Raw genomic sequence first — 20233 nt, 5'->3', positions numbered from 1 at the left:
TATCTCCTATACATTTTTAAATTTTACCTTATTTCTTTAATAAATAAACAATTATGCTTTCTCTGTCATAAGAATAGATTTTTTACATTTGAATTTGTATTATAATTTTATATAGTAATCACTTAGTGAAGTCGGAGGAAAAATGTTAGATATAAATTTTATTGAAAATAATTTAGTTAAAGTTAAAAAACAACTAAATAAAAGAAATGGAGAATATTCATTAATATTAGATGAAGTTGTAGAATTAAACATTCAAAGAAAATCTATTCTAAAAGAAGTGGAGAATCTTAAAGCAAATAAAAATAATTTATCAAAGCAAGTCGGCGAATTAATGCGTGATAAGCAAATTGATGACGCTAATAAAATTAAAAATGAGGTAACTTTAATTAATTCTTCAATCGATATATTAGATGAAAAGTTAAAAGCAATTCAAGAACAATTAACAATTAAATTGCAGAATATACCTAACATTCCTAATGATAAAATGCCAGTTGGAAATGATGATAATGATAATGTTGAAATAAGAACTTGAGGAAAAGAATTTGTAAAAAACCATGATAAAGCTCATTGAGACATTGCTGATAAATTAAAGCTAGTTGATTTTGAAGCTGGTCCTAAATTGAGTGGTTCAAGATTTGTTGTTTATACTGGATTAGGAGCAAAACTAGTTAGAAGTTTATCTAATATTTTATTAAATTTACACACAAGTAAAGGATACACAGAAATAACTGTTCCTCTTCTTGTCAATTCACAAGCGATGTATGGAACAGGCCAACTACCAAAGTTTAAAGAAGATGCTTATATAACTACAAATGATCAATATTTAATTCCAACAGGTGAAGTTCCTTTAACAAATTTACATGCTGGGGAAATTTTAGATTTAACTCAATTGCCTATTCACTATACAACTTATTCTCAGTGCTTTAGACAAGAAGCTGGTAGCGCTGGTAGAGATACAAAAGGGCTAATAAGACTACACCAATTTAATAAAGTTGAATTAGTTAAAATAACTGATCAAGAGTCAAGTGAAGCAGAATTACAAGCAATGGTTCGTGATGCAGAAGCAGTTCTTCAATTATTTAATTTACCATATCGACTTGTCGAATTATGTACAGGGGATGTTGGTTTTAGTTCAACAAAGACATACGATTTAGAAGTTTGATTTCCTGAACAAAATAAATATCGCGAAATTTCAAGTTGTTCAAATTGTACTGACTTTCAAGCAAGAAATATGCAAACTAGATATCGCGATGCAAATGGGGAAGTAAAACTAGTACATACATTAAATGGTTCTGGAGTTGCTATTGATAGACTATTAGCTGCCATTCTAGAAAACTATTGAGATGGTGAAAAATTAATTTTACCAATTGTTTTAAGACCTTACTTTGACAACACAGAATATATTAAATAAAACACACTAAAGTGTTTTTTATTTTGCTTTACACTTTTAAAATTTTTATATTACAATTATTTCTAAACATATAGAAAGTTAAAAAAATGAACACCAAAAAAACTAAAACTAAAACGTTTGAATTTTTGACTCTTTTTGTAATGGTTATTGGAACTGTAATTGGTTCTGGAATTTATATGAAAAATAGTGAATTATTAAATCAAACAAACAACCCAATAATTGCAATAATTCTTTGATCTTTTGTTGGCATTATTTGTATTATGTCAATGATTGTTTTTATTGAGATTTCTTCTTCAACTAAGCATTTTGGAAATGGTACATTAGGTAACTGAGCTAAAATATTTATAAATAGAAAAACAGCATCTTTCTTTTCAATTATGTATGGATGAGTTTATATTCCAAGTACACAAAGTGTTTTTGTGGCTGGAGCAGTTAATTATTTATTATTAGCAATTGGTGCGCCAATTGCCCCTTACCAACAATTAATAATTTATTTATTAGTTGGCATAAGCATTTTTATAACTTGCACAATTCTATCAATATACAAAAGATTCATTAATAGGAGAATTCAAATAGTAGGTATTTTAATTAAGTTTTTACCTCTACTGATAGCATTTATTGCAGGTTTTATTTTAATCGATAAAACAGGTGGTACTAGTTCTTGATGAAATGGTGGATATGACAAAAATACTTGGGGAACAAATGAATGGTCACCAATATTATTTCTTGGTGGTTTTGGTGGAATACTTTTTGCCTTTGATGGTTATGTTTATATTGCTAACGCACAAAAAACAGCAACACATAAAGATGTAGTTCCAAAAGCTTTATTTGCCGGAATGGTATTTGTTGCAGTATTTTATGTATTAATGGCTTTATCATTATTTATGGGATCTCCAGATGGTTCAATTGTTAAGTTGTTTGAAAAAATGCTAGGTGGCAAAGAAAGTAATGCTGCAAGAATTATTTCAAATTTAATATTAATGAGTATTTGTTTGCTTGGTTCAAATATATTTGTTGATATTGCTATTGTTGATTTAGCTTCTGATGCAAATAACAAAACTATTTATACTAAAAAAAGAAGTATGAGTTATAAAGAAGCTGGGGTTATTCAAATGTTTATTTTTATAGTAGCTTACACTTTCTTAATAGTAATAGGTATTTGTACAAAAAGAGAAGGCTGAGATGGAATATCTTCAGCAGTTGGGTCTGGTGGAAACGTTCAAAATATAGAAGAATTATTAAATAAACCAGCAGATTATATAAATTGGTTTTCTTCTGGAACAAGTGCTTTAGTGTTTATAATGGTATTAGCCGTTATGGTTGCTGGGGTTATTAATAGATTTACTAAAAAAGTTGATGTTGAACAAACAAAATTATTTATGGTTTGTGGCATTATTTCTTCATTCTTTATGACAATCTTTATTTTTTTTGGAATTTTTGCTTTTATCTGAGAACCTAAAAATATTGCAAAAGGTGAATGAGGAATAACTCAGTCAGGAATGTGATTTTTAATTATTTTACTTGTTTCATTACTAATAAATATTTTTGTATTTTTAATTCAAGAATATAGATTTAAGAAAGACCCTTATACAGATGGTTGAGATGGAGAAATTAATTCAAATATAAAAATTGAAGAAAACTTAAGTATTATTGCTGATTTAAAACTAATAAAGAAAAAAATATTAAAGAAAAAGTAATATGTTATTTTAATAGAAAGAAAAAAATTATGTTCTTTTTTTAATATAATCAATTTACTTAACAAATAGATTGGATAAAGTACAGTGAAAAATGATTTTAAAATAAAAAATCCATTTAAAAGAAATAAACAAGTTTCAGGAAAAGCGAATGAAAAGCAATTTAAAATGCTTTCTGCTTTCAGCATTCTTTTACTAATTATTGCATTCATAATTTTTATGAGTTGAATTCTAAAGTGAAGTGGTGCAACAGTGCATATTAAAGCAGGAACTGATATAAATGGAAATGAAATTCCAGCACATGATGAAAAAATTGTTGCATTAGGAATATTTGATCTATTCATGGCTCCAATTAATGGTTTTGTTAATGGAGCTGAAATAATTGTTTTCTTAGTTGCTTTGGGAGGATTTCTAAATATTGTTATTTGTTCTAAAGCACTAGAAGGATTTTCACAGAATATAACATCAGCGCTAAAAGGGAAAGAAATTTGAGCTATTATTCCTTTAATGACTTTCTTTTCTATCGTTGGTAGTGCTGAAGGTCTTGCTGAAGAATCTTTAGGATTTTATATGATATGTATTCCTTTAATGATGGCTGCTGGTTTTGATAAATTAACTGGATTTATGATTGTTTTACTTGGGGCAGGGGTTGGAGTGATGAATTCAACAGTTAACCCGTTTGCTATAGGAGTTGCGGTTGATACTGTTAATAGTTCAGGAATTGACACATCTGTTGGTGATGGATTAGTTTGAAGAATTGCTTCTTGATTTGTTATGACTGCTGCATCTATAATTTTTGTCATGTGATACTCTTGAAAAGTTAAAAGAAATCCTCAAAAGTCTGTTGTTTTTAAAACAATGGAAGAAGACAAAAAGTTTTTTCTAAATGAAGCTGCAGATAAAATTGATATGAATTGAAAAAGAAAATTAACTTTAATATTTTTTGGTTTAACATTTATCTTAATGATTTTTTATATGGTTGGTTGAGATAGCATTTTAGGATTTGAAAATGATCCCAAAATTCATAATTCTTGAGGTCCTTTTTATAAATTTGGAAAATGAATTAACACATATATTCCTTATTTATCTAGTCAAGCTGAGGGATTTGGTAATGGTGATTTTATTGTTGTTTCAGCAATTTTCTTAGTTTCTTCAATTGCGCTTGGTTTAGTTAACGGATTAGGAGAAGAAGGTTTCTTGGATCAATTCATGACTGGTGCAAAAGATTTATTTGGTGTTTGTCTAGTTATTGCCGTTGCTGGGGGAATTGGTTGAGCTCTTGAGAAATCATTTATTCAACATCTGGTTGTATCTGGATTAGCTAGTTCAATTGGGGGAATTAATTCTTCAGTAGGTATTTTAATAATTCTATTTATTTTATTTATTCCACTTTCATTATTTATTCCATCAACATCAGGGTTTGCAAAAGCTGTGTTCCCATTACTTGGGGGTGCTGGTGGAGTTCTTTCAAAAGATCCTGAAGTATTAGCTAGTGGCTCTATAACTGCCTTTTCAATGGCTAACGGGTTTATTAATTTATTTACTCCAACATCAGGGATTATTATGGCTGCTATTGGTATTGCTAAAATTGATTACACAAAATTCTTTAAACTTATGTGACCTATATTAACAATATTATTTGTTCTTTCAATTGTTATGATTTCACTTGGTGGAACAATTGGTGGAAACATTGCTTAATTCAATTAGATTCTTTGGAATCTTTTTTTATTGCTAAAATAGTATAATAATTAATAATGACAGGAGACATACATGAGTAGCATAAATCAAACTATAGTGGCACCAACAACTAATATATCAACACAAGCTATTTCTTTAATTAGAATAAGCGGTGATGAAAGTTTTAACATAATTAATAACCTACTAAAATTAAAAATTAAAAAAGAAAAAAATGTTTGAGTTAGAAAACTATTTGACGGTGAAGAACTGGTTGATGAAGTTGTTATAACATCTTTTGTTTCACCTGCAAGCTTTACTGGTGAAAATGTGGTTGAAATTGCTTGCCATGGTGGTATATTAAACACTCAAAGAATAATCAATCTAATAATAAAGAACGGGGCAAGAATGGCAAATAAAGGCGAATTTAGTCAACGAGCATTCTTAAACAACAAAATAGATTTAATTCAAGCTGAGGGTATTAATGACTTAATTTTTGCTAAAAATGAATTAGCTTTAAAAATTGGAGTTAATAACATGACTGGTGCTCACAACCAAAGCATTACTAATTTAAAAGCAAATCTTTTGGATATTATTTCTAGAATTCAAGTTTCTATTGACTATCCTGATTATGATGATGTTGAAGGAAGTAGTGTTGAAGATTTAACACATGCACTAGAATTAATTACTGATGAAGTGAGCGCACTATTAAAAAGATCAAAAATGGCTGTCAAAAATACTAATGGTATTAAAACAGCAATTGTTGGTAAAACCAATGTTGGTAAATCTTCGTTACTAAATGCATTATTGAATGAAGACAAAGCAATAGTGACAGATATACATGGAACAACAAGAGATATTGTCACAGGAGAAATTAACTTAGAAAATATAAGCTTAAATTTAATTGACACCGCGGGTATTAGAAACACCCAAGATATTGTTGAGGGGCTTGGTATTGAAAAATCATTTAAAATGATAGATGAAGCTGAATTAGTTTTGTTTGTTGTTGATTACAAATCAATCAATGATAAAGAAAATAAATTAATATTTGAAAAAATAAAAAATAAAAAATACATAGTTGTATTTAATAAAAGTGAATTTATAAACGATATGGAAAAAAAAGAAATAGCTAATTCAGAAAAAAATTTTGTTTTTACTAGCGCCATTAATAACGATATAAATCAGCTAATAAACAGAATTGAAGGTATGCATGTTAATGAAGAATTAACAAGAAATGATTCGCTTATTTTAATCAATTTAGAGCAGATTTCTCTTGTTGAACATGTAAAAAATAATTTAGAAAAATCATTAACAGCTATTATTAATGGGTTACCTATTGATATTGTTAATGTTGATTTACATCAAGCATGAAACTACTTAAATGAATTAATTGGTGAGCAATACGACGAAGAAATAATAGACAACATTTTTAAAAAATATTGTCTTGGTAAATAGAGATTAGGATAAAATAAAAGCACCTTTAATGGTGCTTTTATTTTATCCTAATCTTCCTCAAATTCTTGGTTTTCTTCACCGTGTTTACGATATTCTAACATCACTGCCTGAATTTTATTTCCTTCACTTAGACGAATACCTCTAACCCCAGCTGCTGCTCTTCCTAAAACAGGAATGTCAGATGCTTTTGTTTTAATTAAGTTTCCATCTGTTGAAATAATACATACTAAATCAGTTTCTCTAGCTGCAATAATTGATTTAAAGTCACCTGTTTTTTCGTTTAGGTTCATTACTTTAATTCCTTTTCCATTACGACCTGAAATTCTGTATTCATCAATGTTAGTTTTCTTGAAACTTCCTTTTGATGAAATAGTAGTAATATTTTCAATTCCAAATGAACTTACTGCTCCAACCACAACATCTTTTTCATCAAGTTTAATAGCTTTAACCCCTGATGCTGTTCTTGAAAGCGGTCTAACAATGTTTTCTTGGATTCTAATCACTTTTCCAGATTTGTTAGCAACGAAAATTGTATCTTCTCCAGTTGTAGCAAAGACCGTTACTAATTGATCATCTTCTTTTAAGTTAATAGCAATCTTACCATTTTTATTAATGTTATCAAACAATGAAATATCTGTTTTTTTAATCATTCCTTTTTCAGTAATGAAAGTCAAGTAATTCATCTTTTCTTTTACATTTCTTAAAGGTAGGATAGCCGTAATTTTATCTCCACCTGTTAGTCCATTTAAGAAGTTAACAATTGGTAATCCACGTGCTGTACGTGAGTATTGTCTAATGTTGTATGCTTTAGTTCTAAATACTTTTCCTGAATTAGTAAAGAATAATACTCAGTCACGCATTTTACCCATTGTAGCAATTACAATTGGATCTTCATTAGATGAGTTAACACTAACTCCTCTACCTCCACGCTTTTGCACTCTAAACTCTTCTGGATCAACACGACGAATGTATCCTTCTTCACTTAAAAGAATCATTGTTCTAACATCTGGGATTAATTCTTCATCTTCAATGTCCATTAATCCTTCATCAATAGTTTCAGTTCTTCTGTTATCACCAAACTTTTCAGCAATTTCAGATAATTGATTTTTAAGAACATTATTTTGTTCTGTTTCATCAGAAATTAATAATGTTAAATAATCTATTCTTTCTTTGATTTGAGCCATTTCTTGTTGAATTTTTCCACGTTCTAATCCAACTAAACGTTGTAATCTCATATCTAAGATAGCTTTGTTTTGTTCTTCATCAAATCCAAATGCTTCTGTTAATTTCATTTTAGCTTCATTAGATTCTGGTGAGTTTCTTAAAATATTAACAATAGCATCAATATTATCTAATGCTGTGTCTAAAGCTTCTAAGATATGGTAGCGTTTTTCAATTTTATCTTTTTCAAAAATTGAACGCTTAATAATTACATTAATTTGGAAATCAACATAATGTTTAATAATTGATTTTAAATCCAATAACACAGGAATGTTATTGTGCAATGATAATAAATTTAATGAGTATGTTGTTTGTAAATTAGTAAATTTGTATAACTTAGATAAAACAACATCTGGATTTGAATCACGTCTTAATTCAATAACAATTCTAATACCTTCATAGTTAGATTCATCACGAATATCTGAAATTCCTTCTAATTGTTTTGTTTTAACTAATTCAGCAATTCTTTCAATTAATTTAGCTTTATTGGTTTGGTATGGAATTTCAGTAATAATAAATCTTGCATGACGATCATTTTCTTCAAGAGCTACTTTAGCACGAATTGTTACAGCACCTCTACCAGTTTTATATCCTTCACGCATTCTAATTCCATTTGTCATTAATGCACCTGTAGGGAAATCTGGTCCCATAATGTGGTTATCTAAAATTTCATCAATTGTGATTTCTCTATTGTCAATGAAAGCATGAATAGCACTAATTACTTCTCTTAAGTTGTGCGGCGGGATACTTGTTGCCATTCCAACAGCAATACCCATAGCTCCATTTGCTAATAAGTTCGGGAAATAACCTGTTAAATAAGCAGGTTCTCTTTCACTAGCATCATAATTATCAACAAAAGGAACTGTATTCATATCAATATCTTTAATAATGAAGTTTGATACTTTAGCTAATCTAGCCTCAGTATAACGCATAGCAGCAGCTCCATCACCATCGATTGAACCAAAGTTACCATGTCCATCAACTAGTGGGTAACGGTATGAAAAGTCTTGTGCCATTCTTACCATTGAGTCATAAACCGCTGTATCACCATGAGGGTGGTATTTACCAATAACTTCCCCAACAATACGTGCTGATTTTTTGTGTGGTTTATCTGCAGTAATTCCTAAATCATTCATCGCATAAATAATACGACGGTGAACAGGTTTTAAACCATCTTTCAAGTCTGGAAGCGCACGACTAACAATAACAGACATTGAATATTCTAAAAAGTCTTTTCTAACCTCAGCAGCGATATCAATCCCTTTGATAATACCGTGGTTATGTTCTAAGTTTTTTTCACTCATTTTAATTCACCTTTTCTATTCTTTGTCTAAAAGTCAATGTTTTCAACAAACTCTGCATTTTCTTGAATATAATTTCTTCTTAACTCAGGGTCTTCTCCCATTAAGTCTGAAAAAACTTCATTAGCGATTGCAGCATCCTCTAATTTAATTTGCAACATAGTACGTCTTTCAGGATCCATTGTTGTTTCCCATAATTGAATTGGGTCCATTTCTCCAAGTCCTTTATAACGTTGGATTGTAAATCTTGAATCTTTAAAGTCACCTGCTTTTAATTCATCAAGCTCAGCATCACTATATGCATAAGCAACTTTTTTACCAGCTTCAATTTTGTAAAGCGGTGGTTGTGCAATATACACGTGACCATCAACAACTAATTGTTTCATGTATCTATAGAAGAATGTTAGTAATAATGTACGAATATGAGCTCCATCGACATCAGCATCAGTCATAATAACAATTTTTCCATATCTTAATTTTGTTAAATCAATGTCTTCTTTAATACCTGTACCAATTGCTGTAACAATTGATTTAATCTCATTATTTGCAAAAGCTCTAACTTCAGCTACACGCTCAACGTTTAAAACTTTTCCTCTTAAAGGTAATATAGCTTGGAATCTACGGTTACGTCCAGTTTTTGCTGAACCACCAGCTGAATCCCCTTCGACTAAGTAAAGTTCAGCAATTTCTGGATCTTTACTTTCACAATCTGCTAATTTACCAGGAAGTGAGAATGTATCAAGTGCTGATTTTCTTCTAGTTTCTTCTCTAGCTCTTTGTGCTGCTATTCTAGCTTTTTGAGCATTAGCATTTTTATCAATGATTGCTTTTGCATCTTCAGGTGATTTTAATAAGAACTCTTCAAACGCTTCACCAACAACTGCATCAACAGCCTTTTTAGCATCAGGGTTAGCTAACTTAGTTTTAGTTTGTCCTTCATATTGAGGATCTGTATGTCTAATTGAAACTATACATACCATACCTTCTTTAATATCATCTCAAGAGTATTTTGCAGCTGGCTTGTTACCTGTTGCAACTTTTTCAGCATAACGGTTAATAACTCTAACTAAAGATTGTCTTAAACCATCTTCATGAGTTCCACCTTCATGCGTATTAATATTGTTAACAAATGTAATTAAGTTTTCTTGATATTCTGCGTTGTATTGCAATGCAACCTCAACTTCAATATCTTCATGTTTATCATCAACATAGAAAATGCTTGGGTTAATTTTTACTTTTGTTTCATTTTTTTCTTTTACATAATCTAAAATACCGTTTGGGAAATGGTATTCAACATGTTTATCAATTCTTAAATCATTTAATTCAATAACTAAACCTTTGTTTAAATATGAAAGTTGCTTAACTTTATTTCTAATTGTTTCATAATCAAATTCAGTTCCTTCTAAAAAAATCTCTGGATCTGGTTTAAATCTAACAATTGTTCCTGTTTCACTTGTTTCACCAATAATTTCAATTTCAGTTTGTTGAGTTCCCCCACCACTAAAAACTTGATGATGAATTTTTCCTTCACGTTTAACTTGAACATCAACATATAAAGATAAAGCATTAACAACTGAAGCTCCAACCCCATGTAATCCTCCTGAAATTTTATATGAATCTGAGTCAAATTTTCCCCCAGCATGCAACTGAGTAAAAACTAATTCTAAAGCTGATTTCCCTGAGTCAGCTTGTATACCAACAGGAATACCACGCCCATTATCTTGAACGATAATTTCTCCTTCTTTAGTGATAGTTAAAATAATTTTGTTTGCAAATCCTGCCATAGCTTCATCAACTGAGTTATCCATGATTTCTCAAACTAAGTGGTGTAGACCTGCTTTAGAAGTTGATCCAATATACATACCTGGACGTTTTCTAACAGCTTCTAAACCCTTAAGAACTTTAATCGATTCAGCACCATAATTTTGTTCTGCCATATAATTTGTTCACCCGTTTCTTTCTAAGTTTCCTTAATATATATTATATATTAATTTGGCAAAATTTACTCTTAAATTAAGCGATTTAACTTAATCCCCTAAACACCCCTTGTGAAGTGGACTAAATTAACTAAAATGGTGCTAAAATTGCTAAATTTAACTATTTTAATTTTAAAATAATATCAAATAACCAAAAAAACGTGCAAAAACACGCTTATTTACCATCTCATTTAAATACAAAAATTGAAGATGTAGATAATAAAATTGATCAAAGTATTGATGTTAATATTGGAATTCACTCTTTCATTGCAAATGACGTTGTTAATCTTCCCATTGAAGCTCCATTATAAATTCATTTTCCGCTGTTGTCAGCTACTAATAATAATCCTGCTCAAACGTTATGTTTATATGGGAATAAATAACTTATTTTTATCAATGTTGGTTGTATTGCAAAAATTTCTGGTGGCATTATTATATCTGAAAAAGTTATAGCTACAATAACATAAATAGCTGTTATAGTTTGAGAAAGAGCTACACTTTTAATAATTCCTGAAATTATTGTTCCTAGTAGTATCGAAGTTACAATTAGAAAAGCTGCACTTAATAAAATACCAAAAACCTCTTTTGTGGTCATCGTATCTAAAAGTATTTTTCAAAATCCACCATTACTTGTTGTGAAAAAAGAACCAGTTATTAAAAATACATATATTGAGCATAAAACAAATGATACATATCCTAAAATAAAGTTAAATATAAATATCGAAGATAAAAAATTAATTTTTGAAATTCCAGCTGAGTGTATTCTTTTTAAGAAAACTGAGTTTTTCCATTCTGAAATTGTTATATTAACCAAAAATATAATAGTAAAGGGTTGAATTAACAATATTGCTGTAACCGTTGTTGGATTAATTGTTGTCGATGTTGCACTAACTTTATAAAAAATTATAAAAGTTACAACAACTATTGGGAAAATAATAATGTACAAATAAGTTCTCAAGTTTTTAAGCACAGACATACTTAAAATTTTTAGGTTATAGATTAGATTAACAATTCCTACTTGAGAGTTTTTTAAATTAAAATTAAACATTTGATTCTAACCCTCCATCATAATAATTAATCATTAAGTTTCTAACTGATCCAAAATTTTTGATAACTGTTTTAGTTGTTGACTTGTAAAAAATATTTCCTTTTTTAGAATAACTATTTTGTCACAAAGCTTTTCTACTTCTTCAGGGTTATGTGAAATAACAATAATTGTTTTATTTTGTTTTTTTAGTGATTTAAAAAAATCAATTAGTTTCAATTGCATTTTTAAATCTAGTCCTGTAATCATTTCGTCAAGACAAATATAGTTAGGATTGTTTATTACTGACAATAGAGTATTTAATCTTTGCTTTTGACCTCCAGACAAATTATTTAAATCCTTTTTTAAAAATTCTCTGATTTCAAATATATCAATAAGTTTGTTGACTTCAGGGTCCTTTAAAATTTTAGTCTTTTTTAAAAAATAACTAATGATCAATTTTGATGTTACTCCTTTGGGTCATGCACCTTCTTGGAATTGTATCCCTATTTCCTTAAATGTTTCTTTTTTGCCCTCTATTAAAACAGATCCTGTTGTTGGTTTAATTTGACCTATTAATATCTCAAGTAAAGTTGTTTTACCACTACCATTAGATCCAAGTAAAGCTAATGATTCACCTTTTTTAATTGTTAAATTTATGTTTGAAAGAACTAAGTTTTTTCCAAACTTTTTGGATATGTTTTTTATTTCTATCATAAATGCCCTTCTATAATTCAAAATTAAATCATTTTTCTTGATTTTTATAATTTGTTTGTTTAATGTAAAATTTTTTATATTTACTTTCTATTTGTTTAATATAAAATTCTGGACTGTTATTTTCAGTTAATCTTATTAATTTATTATTTTCATCTTCTAAGTATATTTCATAGTATGAATAAATGTCATCACTCAAAGTGTCTTGTGTTAAATTAAAACGAATATTATTTTTTCCATTTCTTTGGACCACAGATTCAACAATAACACCTACATTAGATTGATCATATTGATTGACTTTATTATTTTCTTTATCTACAACTATTTCACCGCAAGTTATTTTAAATAGTAATTCTTCATCAAGTAAATCAAGATCTTTTGTTGAAAAACTTAAACCTATTTTTCCAATTGGTTGAGTATAGGTATTTTCTAGCCTTATTCAAGTATAGTCTTCTGATCCTGAATCTTTTATATGAGTTATTTCTGTTTTATTTCTTTGAGTTATTCTTTCATTCGCTTTTCCTGAAACACTTATATCTATTTTATCTTCCAAGTATTTTGGTACTTTAACAACTATAGAAACTTTTTTTGATTCATTTTCTTTTGTATAATTTGCACCCATTATGTTTCATTCATATTCTTTGTTTGTTTCTCATTTTACAGGCAAAATTTCTCCATTTTTATTAAATCCTGAACCTAATGATATTGAATTTCCTTTTAGATACGGGTCATAAAAATCATAATAACCTGATATTTTTTCATCTTCGTTATTTTTAATTTGTTCGTTAGAGTTATTTTTTACTTTTTTTATATCTCATTTATAAGTTGGCTGAATATCTGCTATATTTGTGTTGCTTCATGGATAATTTTCAATAATCTTTCGGTTGCCTTTTATAAATGTTGCCATTTTACTTCCTTGACCTGTTGAAAAATTTGTTTTGAAATAATTATTAGAATCTATTAAAATTGTTTTTTCTTGTACTAAATTACCTACACCATAACTTTTATCTTTAAAAATTGAATTAGAATTACCTTCACCACCAGGATAAATAGCTACACCCTTGTCATCATTACTTAGCGCCTTATTTTTACCCGTATACATTTGATCATCGTAGTTATTAGCTGAAACTAATCCATATGTATCAAGAGCAACACTTTTATCTTTACTTATTTTATCCATATCTTGAGACGCTAAATCGTAAGGTACATGTGATGCAAATAAAGCTATAGAATTTTTAGCACCACCATTTTCTTTATCTTGTTTTTCGGTTTTAAACGTTCATTTTCCTTTTTTGTAATCTTCTATCATTCTAGTGTACTCTGATTGAAAATTTAAATTATATGGTTTTTGCTCAGAGTCAAAAGGTATGTGATTTAATTCTCTAAAATCTCTTGAGCCTATTTTATCTTTATCAAATCAAATCTTCCCACCAACTCATGCCCCAGCATTAAACATACTATAAATTTCAAATTGTTCATCTTTTGATAAATTATTTTTTTCAACATATCTATTTACTTCATTAGCAAATACATAAAAATCGTTTAAGAAAAGACTAGTATTTTGATAAATTTTTTCAGATTCATAGTCTGAAACATTACCTTGCGGGTCAATAGTTAGCTGACCTTGATTTTTATAACCAAAAACTATCAATTCTTTGACTTTTGGATCATTTGATTTTTTAATAGTTTCTTGCATTTGATTCATTATTTCAAACATTATTTCATTGTCAACAACAAAACCATTTGGATTTGAGCCATTAGGTTCGTTATTTCAAAATCATCCATCAAAATTTAATTTAACAGCTAAATCAATTAATTTTTCAACGATCAAATAATTACCTTTTTTATCCTTTTCAAGAAAACCTTTTAACGCTTGTTTATTTAATCCATGATATCCATCAAGAAAAATCGTACCTAAAATTTTAGTACCATTTAAGTGTGCTTTTTCGACTTGATTTTTTGCTGGTGGAACTATTATACCCTCATCGATTGAACCAGCTCATGAAACAAGAATATCATTATATTGATAATTGTTAAATGATCTTTCGTATACTCTTTTATTACCTACTATAGTATTTGAGTTAGAAGTACTCTCTATTATTGTAGACATATTCATTTCTTTTGTTTCTGGATCTTGACTATCAACTCATTTATTCATAGTTTTTTGAGATTCCTGCAATTTAATTTTAGATTTATTATACTTAGCATCTAAATCTGAATCAAAATTTCATTCATTTACTTTATTTATCTGATCATAATATTCAGTTCTGTCAATCAACTTAAAGTCTGAAACAAGGTTACCATTTGGTAGAAATTTTGAATTAAGAGGTGCAGCGGTTGCCACTTGTTTAGTTATTTCACTTTCTGTTTTAAAAGACGTGCTTTGTTTATTTAGATCTAAAAATTTTTCGTACTCAAAAGAATTTTGAATTTTAATTGGTGCTGTTTGTAAATCATCTATATCAAATTTCAAAATATTTTTGTAAGAGTCAAAGTATGGTTCTTCTTTTAATCAAGAATAATTACCTATTTTTGAAATATCTCTACCATATACTTTTTGAGTACATGATATTAAAGTTAAAGATGATGCAGAGGTTAAACAAACTATTATCATCAAACTTAGTAATTTTTTCATAAAATTTCTCCAAATTTTCTAAAAGATTTATTTTTATTATAAATCTTTCTAAAATAATTCTAAGAATATTTTAATAAAATCTTCTAAACCAATAACTTCTGGTCTTAATGATTTATCAATGCCAACATTATCAAGAATTTCATTGGCTTTTGCTTTGTCATTTGTTACATTCGATAAATTATTTAAAATAGTTTTTCTTCTATTATTAAAGATTTTTCTTAAAAACACTAAAAATTTTTCTTTATTTTCTATTTGATTTGTATATTTATTATTAAATGATAACGAAATGATAGCTGAATCTACTTTAGGCAGTGGATAAAACTTATGTTTTGGTACTGTAAATTCATATTTTTTGTCTGCATAAAATTCACAAGCAACTGAAAGATTATTATAATTATTTTCACCTTTATATGAACAAACTCTTACTGCAACTTCTTTTTGCATCATAAATACAGCTTTTGTCAATTTATCACTTACATTTAATGTTCTAAAAAGAATTTCACTTGTTATATAATAAGGCATATTTGAAATTATTGAAACTTTTTGATTTTCATGTTGTTTTTTTTCATTAATCAATTTCTCAAAATCAACTAATAAAACATCTGAAAGAAATAACTCAAAGTTTTTATTCGGAATTTCTCTTTTTAAAATTACTTCCATGTCTGTGTCTATTTCTATTGCTACAACTTTATTATATTTTTGAGCAAGCAATTTAGTTAAAGCACCAGTCCCAGGTCCAATTTCAATAATTAATTGGTCTTTATCATCTCCCAATATTGAAACTATCTTGTTAATTAAGTTTTGATCACTAATAAAGTTTTGTCCGAATTTTTTCTTTGCTTCAATTTTCATTTTATTCACCTACTATATTTTCTATTTCTTCAACATTTAAATTCATTCAGTTTAACCATTTGAATAAACTTTTTGAACTCATTTCATTATTCAAACCAAAATGTTTTGTTATTTTGTTTCTATTTTCTTTTACATAAAAATCATTTTGAACATAATTATTTCATGAAATTGAGTTGTTATTTTTATTATATGTTATTAAATTATTAAGCGCTTTTTTTATAGCTTCTTCATTAGCTTCAGCAATTCCTATTTTTTTGGATTCTTTATTAATATCTTGTTTTAAAATAAAAGCATTAAAAACATCAACATCTAAAAACTCAATTAATGTTTCTCTTATTTTTTTGCCTGGTCCATCAGGATCTGTAAATATAATTATTTTATTTTTTTTGCTTAATTCTTTTATTAAATTTAATTTCTTGTCATCAAATCCTAATCCATTTGTTTCAATTGTTATTAAATTTTGCCCATATATTTGCTTTAATTTTTGTGAATCTGATTTACCTTCAACAATAATTATTTCATTTACCATTAATTCACCTATATCTAACATTAAGTTTATTATATACTATAATTAATGTGAGAAAAGTGAGGAATATTATGAGTAATAAAAAAATAGGAATTGTTTTTGGTGAAGAATTTACAAGAATAATTTCATCTGAAAAGGGTAAAATATATGACGACTTTAGTTTAGTTTGTTGAAACATTTTAACAACTGAAATTGTTTTATACGGTCGTGATGTTAAAAATACAATTGGTAGATTAGATGATCCTTTAAAAGTTGTTAATATTCTTGATAAATTTGTAATTCAAGATTTAGAAATTTTTAAACATTATGTTGCTATTCTTGTTGAAAGATTTAAAGATGAATATGATGGAGCTAATATTGTTATCTCATGTCCAAATTCTGACAATGATTTTATTCAAGAATTTTTTCAAAAATTATTCAATGAAAATACAAACTTCACTTCATTAACTTTTGCTCCAAGAATTATACTTTCTGCTTTGGGAGCTAACGCAGATATTATAGACGAATATGGTGTACTAATTTTAGATATCAATCAGGCATATGCTAAAGTAGCTTTAATTGTGGAAGGTAAAATTGTTAATGAAAAGGAAACAATTTATGCTGAAAAATACTTAGATGATTCTTTAAATCAATTTATTAAAGAAGAATATTCTATTTCAGTTGATAATGATATGATTGAAAAAATTAAGTGATCTTTAGGAACAATTATTAAGTTAAGAGATGAACTAGAATTAAGTATCGTTGGGAAAGACATCATCACTAATGAAAGAAGAACTGTAGTTTGTGTAAGTGAAGAATTTAAAAAGATTTTTATTAAATCTTTTACAAACTATAAATCACTGATAACTTCTGTTTTAGAGAATTCTTCTGTTTTAGTTAGAAGTGGTGTTGTTAAAAACGGATTATACGTAACCGGAGAATTATCTGGCATAAGTGGGGTTAAAGACTTTTTTGAAGATTTCTTTAACTTTCCTGTAACTATTTCTAAAAAACGTGGTTATTCAGATATTGAGGGAACTTTGAAGTTTTTAAACTTGAAAAAATAAAATCAGGATTGCTCCTGATTTTTTTATGCATATGTTGGTAAAACAACTTGTTTTAAATCACGTTTTTGAGCACCTGTTATTAGTACAGGTTTATTTTGTGAATTAAATGTTAAATGTATTAACTGATCATCAAAAGTTCTTATAGCTTCTATTAAATATTTAGTGTTAAAATTTATATTTAAAGTTATTGTTCCTTCATATTTGTATTCAGTAAATTTTTCTTCGTACTTTGCTGTTTCTGCAATAGTTGTTTTTAAAATAATATCATTTTGTCCAATTTCTAAATTTACAACAGATGTAATGTTTTGATCATTTGTTAATTCAAATCTACTTAACACTTTTAAAAATGTCTTAGCTTTTAGCTCAAGTTTAATTTCATGTGTTGTAGGAAATGCTGAATGAACATTAGGATATCTTCCATCAATTAATGTTGATTGCAATAAATCATTATCTAATTTAAATGTGGCATTAGTATCATGAATAATTATTTTGAATTCTTTTACATTTTCTAATAAATTTCTTAATTCAATTAATGTTTTATACGGAATTATAATATCTACTTCTTCATTTGCATTTTCTGCAAGAATAATTTCTTTTAAACTAACTCTAAATAAATCAGTTGTAACAAATGATAACTTATTATCTTTTATTTTAAGATTCATACCTGCTAAAACAACTTTCTGATTATATTCATTGATTGAACTAATTGTTTGTGACAGTGTAGTTTTAAATTCTTGAGAGTCTATTGAAAGCTCTAAACCATTTTCAACAAAACCGATTAATGGGAATTCTTCAACATTTAGTATAGAAACTTTAAGATTTGATTTATCTGTTATTATTTCTAATTCATTTTCTGCAAAAGTAGAAAGAGTTACAAATTCACTATCTAATTTTCTTAGTAATTCAATAATAAACTTTGGTTTAACTAAAATACGACCTGGTTGTTCAATAATAAGATCTGAATTTTCATTATTTAAGTCAGCTTTAAAAGAAGTAGAAGTATTTGATGAAATGATAACAAGTTTATCAAAACTAACTTCCATATAAACGCCTTGTAAAGCAGGGTTTACATTTTTAACTTCAATCAATTTACTAGCTTTTGTTAGTTCATTTAAAAGAACTGATTTATTTATACTTAATCTCATATAACACCTCTTTATTTACAATAAATTATCTCATATTTTAATATTAAAATCATAGAAAATTATATCCTCATTTTATATATTTTATTATTATTTACATAAGTGATATTAATAATAGAGTTGAAATGTGGAAAACCTAAAAAAAGACATATGCAATAAGAACGTTTATTACAAAATTTTTAACACGTTTAAAATCTTTTCCACATAAAAAAATAGATCATATTAATAATCTATTTTCCAATTATTTCATTTTTTAAACTTTCAACTATTTTTTTGAATTCTTTTTCCTTATAAATAAGCTTTTCAATACGTGAAATAGCACTTAAAACAGTACTATGATCTCTTCCACCAAATTCTGCCCCAATTTGAGTTGATGTATGATTCAAAATAATTTTTGCAAAGTACATTGAAAGATGTCGTGCATTTTTAATGGCTGTAGTTCTAGCTTTTCCATCTATTGCTTTTAATGTAACATCATATTTTTTAGCAACAACTTCCTTAATTTTCTTAACATTTAGTAAACCTAAATTTGCAGAAGGTGTGTCCTTAAATAAATCAATAACATCTTCTAAATCAATAACATGACCTAAATCATTCTGAATTCCAAAAAATAATAATCGATTAACTAAACCTTTTATTTTTCTTACATCATCACTAAAATTTTGCGCTAAATAAACAACAGCATCTTCTTTAACTTTCTGCTTTAAACCTTGTTTTTTTATTTCTCATTCAATTATCAATTTAGCTGTAGGTATATCAAGTGAATTAATAGGTGTTGAAAGACCAGAATTAAATCTAGTTATCATTCTTTTGTCAAAACCGTTTAATAATTCAGGTGTTTTGTCACTTGAAAATACTAATTGTTTTCCGTTGTCAGTAAAATTATTTATTATGTTAAAGAAAAACTCATTAGTTTTATCTTTTTTACTTAAAAATTGAACGTCATCTAAAATAAAGAATTCGTTTGAATTTATTTCCATTTTTAACTCTTCAATTTCGCTTAGATCACCTTTATTTAAAGCATTTACAACTTTTTTTGTAAATTCTTCAGAAGTTAAGTACAAGACCTTTTTATCATTTAAACTTGCTTGATTTTTTATAGCTTGCAAAAGATGTGTTTTTCCTAAACCAGAGTCACCATAAATAAATAAGGGATTAAACGAAGATCCAGGATTTGCTATAACGCTTTTGGCAGCTAAATTAGCTTGCTTATTACTTGAACCAACAATAAAATTGTCAAATGTTAAGGCACCAGCAGGTAAAGTAAGCGAATTATTCTCTTTTTTTTCTTCTTTTTTATGATTCTTATCAAAAACCTCTTTTGTTGAAAATTCAACTGAAACATAATCATTTAAAATTTTCTTAAATTCATAAATGAAAACATCTTTAAACTCATTTAAAATAGTAACACCAAGATTTGATCTAACAAGTACAACAAATTCCTTATCAGATAATTTATGTAGTTCAGAAGTAGCTACATATTCTTCGATAATGTCTTGATCTATTAATTTTTCTTTCGTCAGTTTAAAAACTAATTGGTCTCATATTTTTTTTGTTTCCAT

General features: G+C 27.5%; 14 protein-coding genes. 5 read left to right on the top strand and 9 right to left on the bottom strand.

Annotation, left to right across the window (positions count from 1 at the left end):
- Window positions 1–142 precede the first annotated feature (142 nt).
- From serS to mnmE, 4 genes are all read left to right on the top strand, one after another.
- Window positions 143–1411 carry a serine--tRNA ligase gene (gene serS / locus MTABA_RS00070; RefSeq protein WP_100679189.1) on the top strand — a complete coding sequence of 423 codons (1269 nt, stop codon included), beginning with the start codon at window positions 143–145 and terminating at the stop codon, window positions 1409–1411.
- An 86-nt stretch (window positions 1412–1497) separates the two neighbouring features.
- Complete coding sequence (locus MTABA_RS00065; protein WP_100679188.1) at window positions 1498–3108, top strand: APC family permease; 1611 nt, start codon at window positions 1498–1500, stop codon at window positions 3106–3108.
- 84 nt (window positions 3109–3192) lie between these two features.
- Window positions 3193–4803, top strand: a complete 1611-nt coding sequence (locus MTABA_RS00060) for a YfcC family protein (protein WP_100679187.1) — start codon at window positions 3193–3195, stop codon at window positions 4801–4803.
- A 72-nt stretch (window positions 4804–4875) separates the two neighbouring features.
- A complete protein-coding gene (gene mnmE, locus MTABA_RS00055) occupies window positions 4876–6234 on the top strand; it encodes a tRNA uridine-5-carboxymethylaminomethyl(34) synthesis GTPase MnmE (RefSeq protein ID WP_100679186.1) in 1359 nt (452 codons plus the stop codon).
- Window positions 6235–6281: 47 nt separating this feature from the next.
- Here mnmE and gyrA read toward each other — a convergent pair whose 3' ends face one another.
- The 7 genes from gyrA to rnmV form a co-directional block, all read right to left on the bottom strand.
- Complete coding sequence (gyrA, locus tag MTABA_RS00050; RefSeq protein ID WP_100679185.1) at window positions 6282–8759, bottom strand: DNA gyrase subunit A; 2478 nt, start codon at window positions 8757–8759, stop codon at window positions 6282–6284.
- A gap of 26 nt (window positions 8760–8785) precedes the next feature.
- Window positions 8786–10693 (bottom strand): DNA topoisomerase (ATP-hydrolyzing) subunit B, encoded by a 1908-nt coding sequence (gene gyrB / locus MTABA_RS00045; RefSeq protein ID WP_100679184.1) that lies wholly within the window; start codon window positions 10691–10693, stop codon window positions 8786–8788.
- Between the two features lie 214 nt (window positions 10694–10907).
- Window positions 10908–11780 (bottom strand): hypothetical protein, encoded by an 873-nt coding sequence (locus MTABA_RS00040; protein WP_100679183.1) that lies wholly within the window; start codon window positions 11778–11780, stop codon window positions 10908–10910.
- Window positions 11781–11813: 33 nt separating this feature from the next.
- The gene (locus MTABA_RS00035; RefSeq protein WP_157799979.1) at window positions 11814–12473 is read right to left on the bottom strand and encodes an ABC transporter ATP-binding protein; all 660 of its coding nucleotides are present in this window, start codon (window positions 12471–12473) and stop codon (window positions 11814–11816) included.
- A gap of 10 nt (window positions 12474–12483) precedes the next feature.
- Window positions 12484–15105, bottom strand: coding sequence for an endo-beta-N-acetylglucosaminidase (locus MTABA_RS00030; protein WP_100679182.1), 2622 nt, complete (start codon window positions 15103–15105; stop codon window positions 12484–12486).
- 48 nt (window positions 15106–15153) lie between these two features.
- Window positions 15154–15957, bottom strand: coding sequence for a 16S rRNA (adenine(1518)-N(6)/adenine(1519)-N(6))-dimethyltransferase RsmA (gene rsmA, locus MTABA_RS00025; RefSeq protein ID WP_100679181.1), 804 nt, complete (start codon window positions 15955–15957; stop codon window positions 15154–15156).
- Between the two features lies 1 nt (window position 15958).
- Window positions 15959–16486 carry a ribonuclease M5 gene (rnmV, locus tag MTABA_RS00020; RefSeq protein ID WP_100679180.1) on the bottom strand — a complete coding sequence of 176 codons (528 nt, stop codon included), beginning with the start codon at window positions 16484–16486 and terminating at the stop codon, window positions 15959–15961.
- Between the two features lie 68 nt (window positions 16487–16554).
- On the opposite strand from rnmV, the gene MTABA_RS00015 reads away from it, so the two are divergent.
- Entirely contained in the window at window positions 16555–17529 is a 975-nt protein-coding gene (locus MTABA_RS00015; protein WP_100679179.1) for a rod shape-determining protein, read from the top strand.
- Between the two features lie 23 nt (window positions 17530–17552).
- Here MTABA_RS00015 and MTABA_RS00010 read toward each other — a convergent pair whose 3' ends face one another.
- Together MTABA_RS00010 and dnaA are read right to left on the bottom strand one after the other, a co-directional pair.
- The gene (locus MTABA_RS00010) at window positions 17553–18674 is read right to left on the bottom strand and encodes a DNA polymerase III subunit beta (protein ID WP_100679178.1); all 1122 of its coding nucleotides are present in this window, start codon (window positions 18672–18674) and stop codon (window positions 17553–17555) included.
- A gap of 227 nt (window positions 18675–18901) precedes the next feature.
- Window positions 18902–20233: a chromosomal replication initiator protein DnaA gene (dnaA, locus tag MTABA_RS00005; protein WP_100679177.1), complete on the bottom strand. Its 1332-nt coding sequence runs from the start codon at window positions 20231–20233 to the stop codon at window positions 18902–18904.

The sequence above is a fragment of the Mesoplasma tabanidae genome (genome assembly GCF_002804025.1).
Taxonomy (GTDB): Bacteria; Bacillota_I; Bacilli_A; order Mycoplasmatales; family Mycoplasmataceae; genus Mesoplasma; species Mesoplasma tabanidae.
This window is presented reverse-complemented; position numbering and strand designations above follow the sequence as displayed.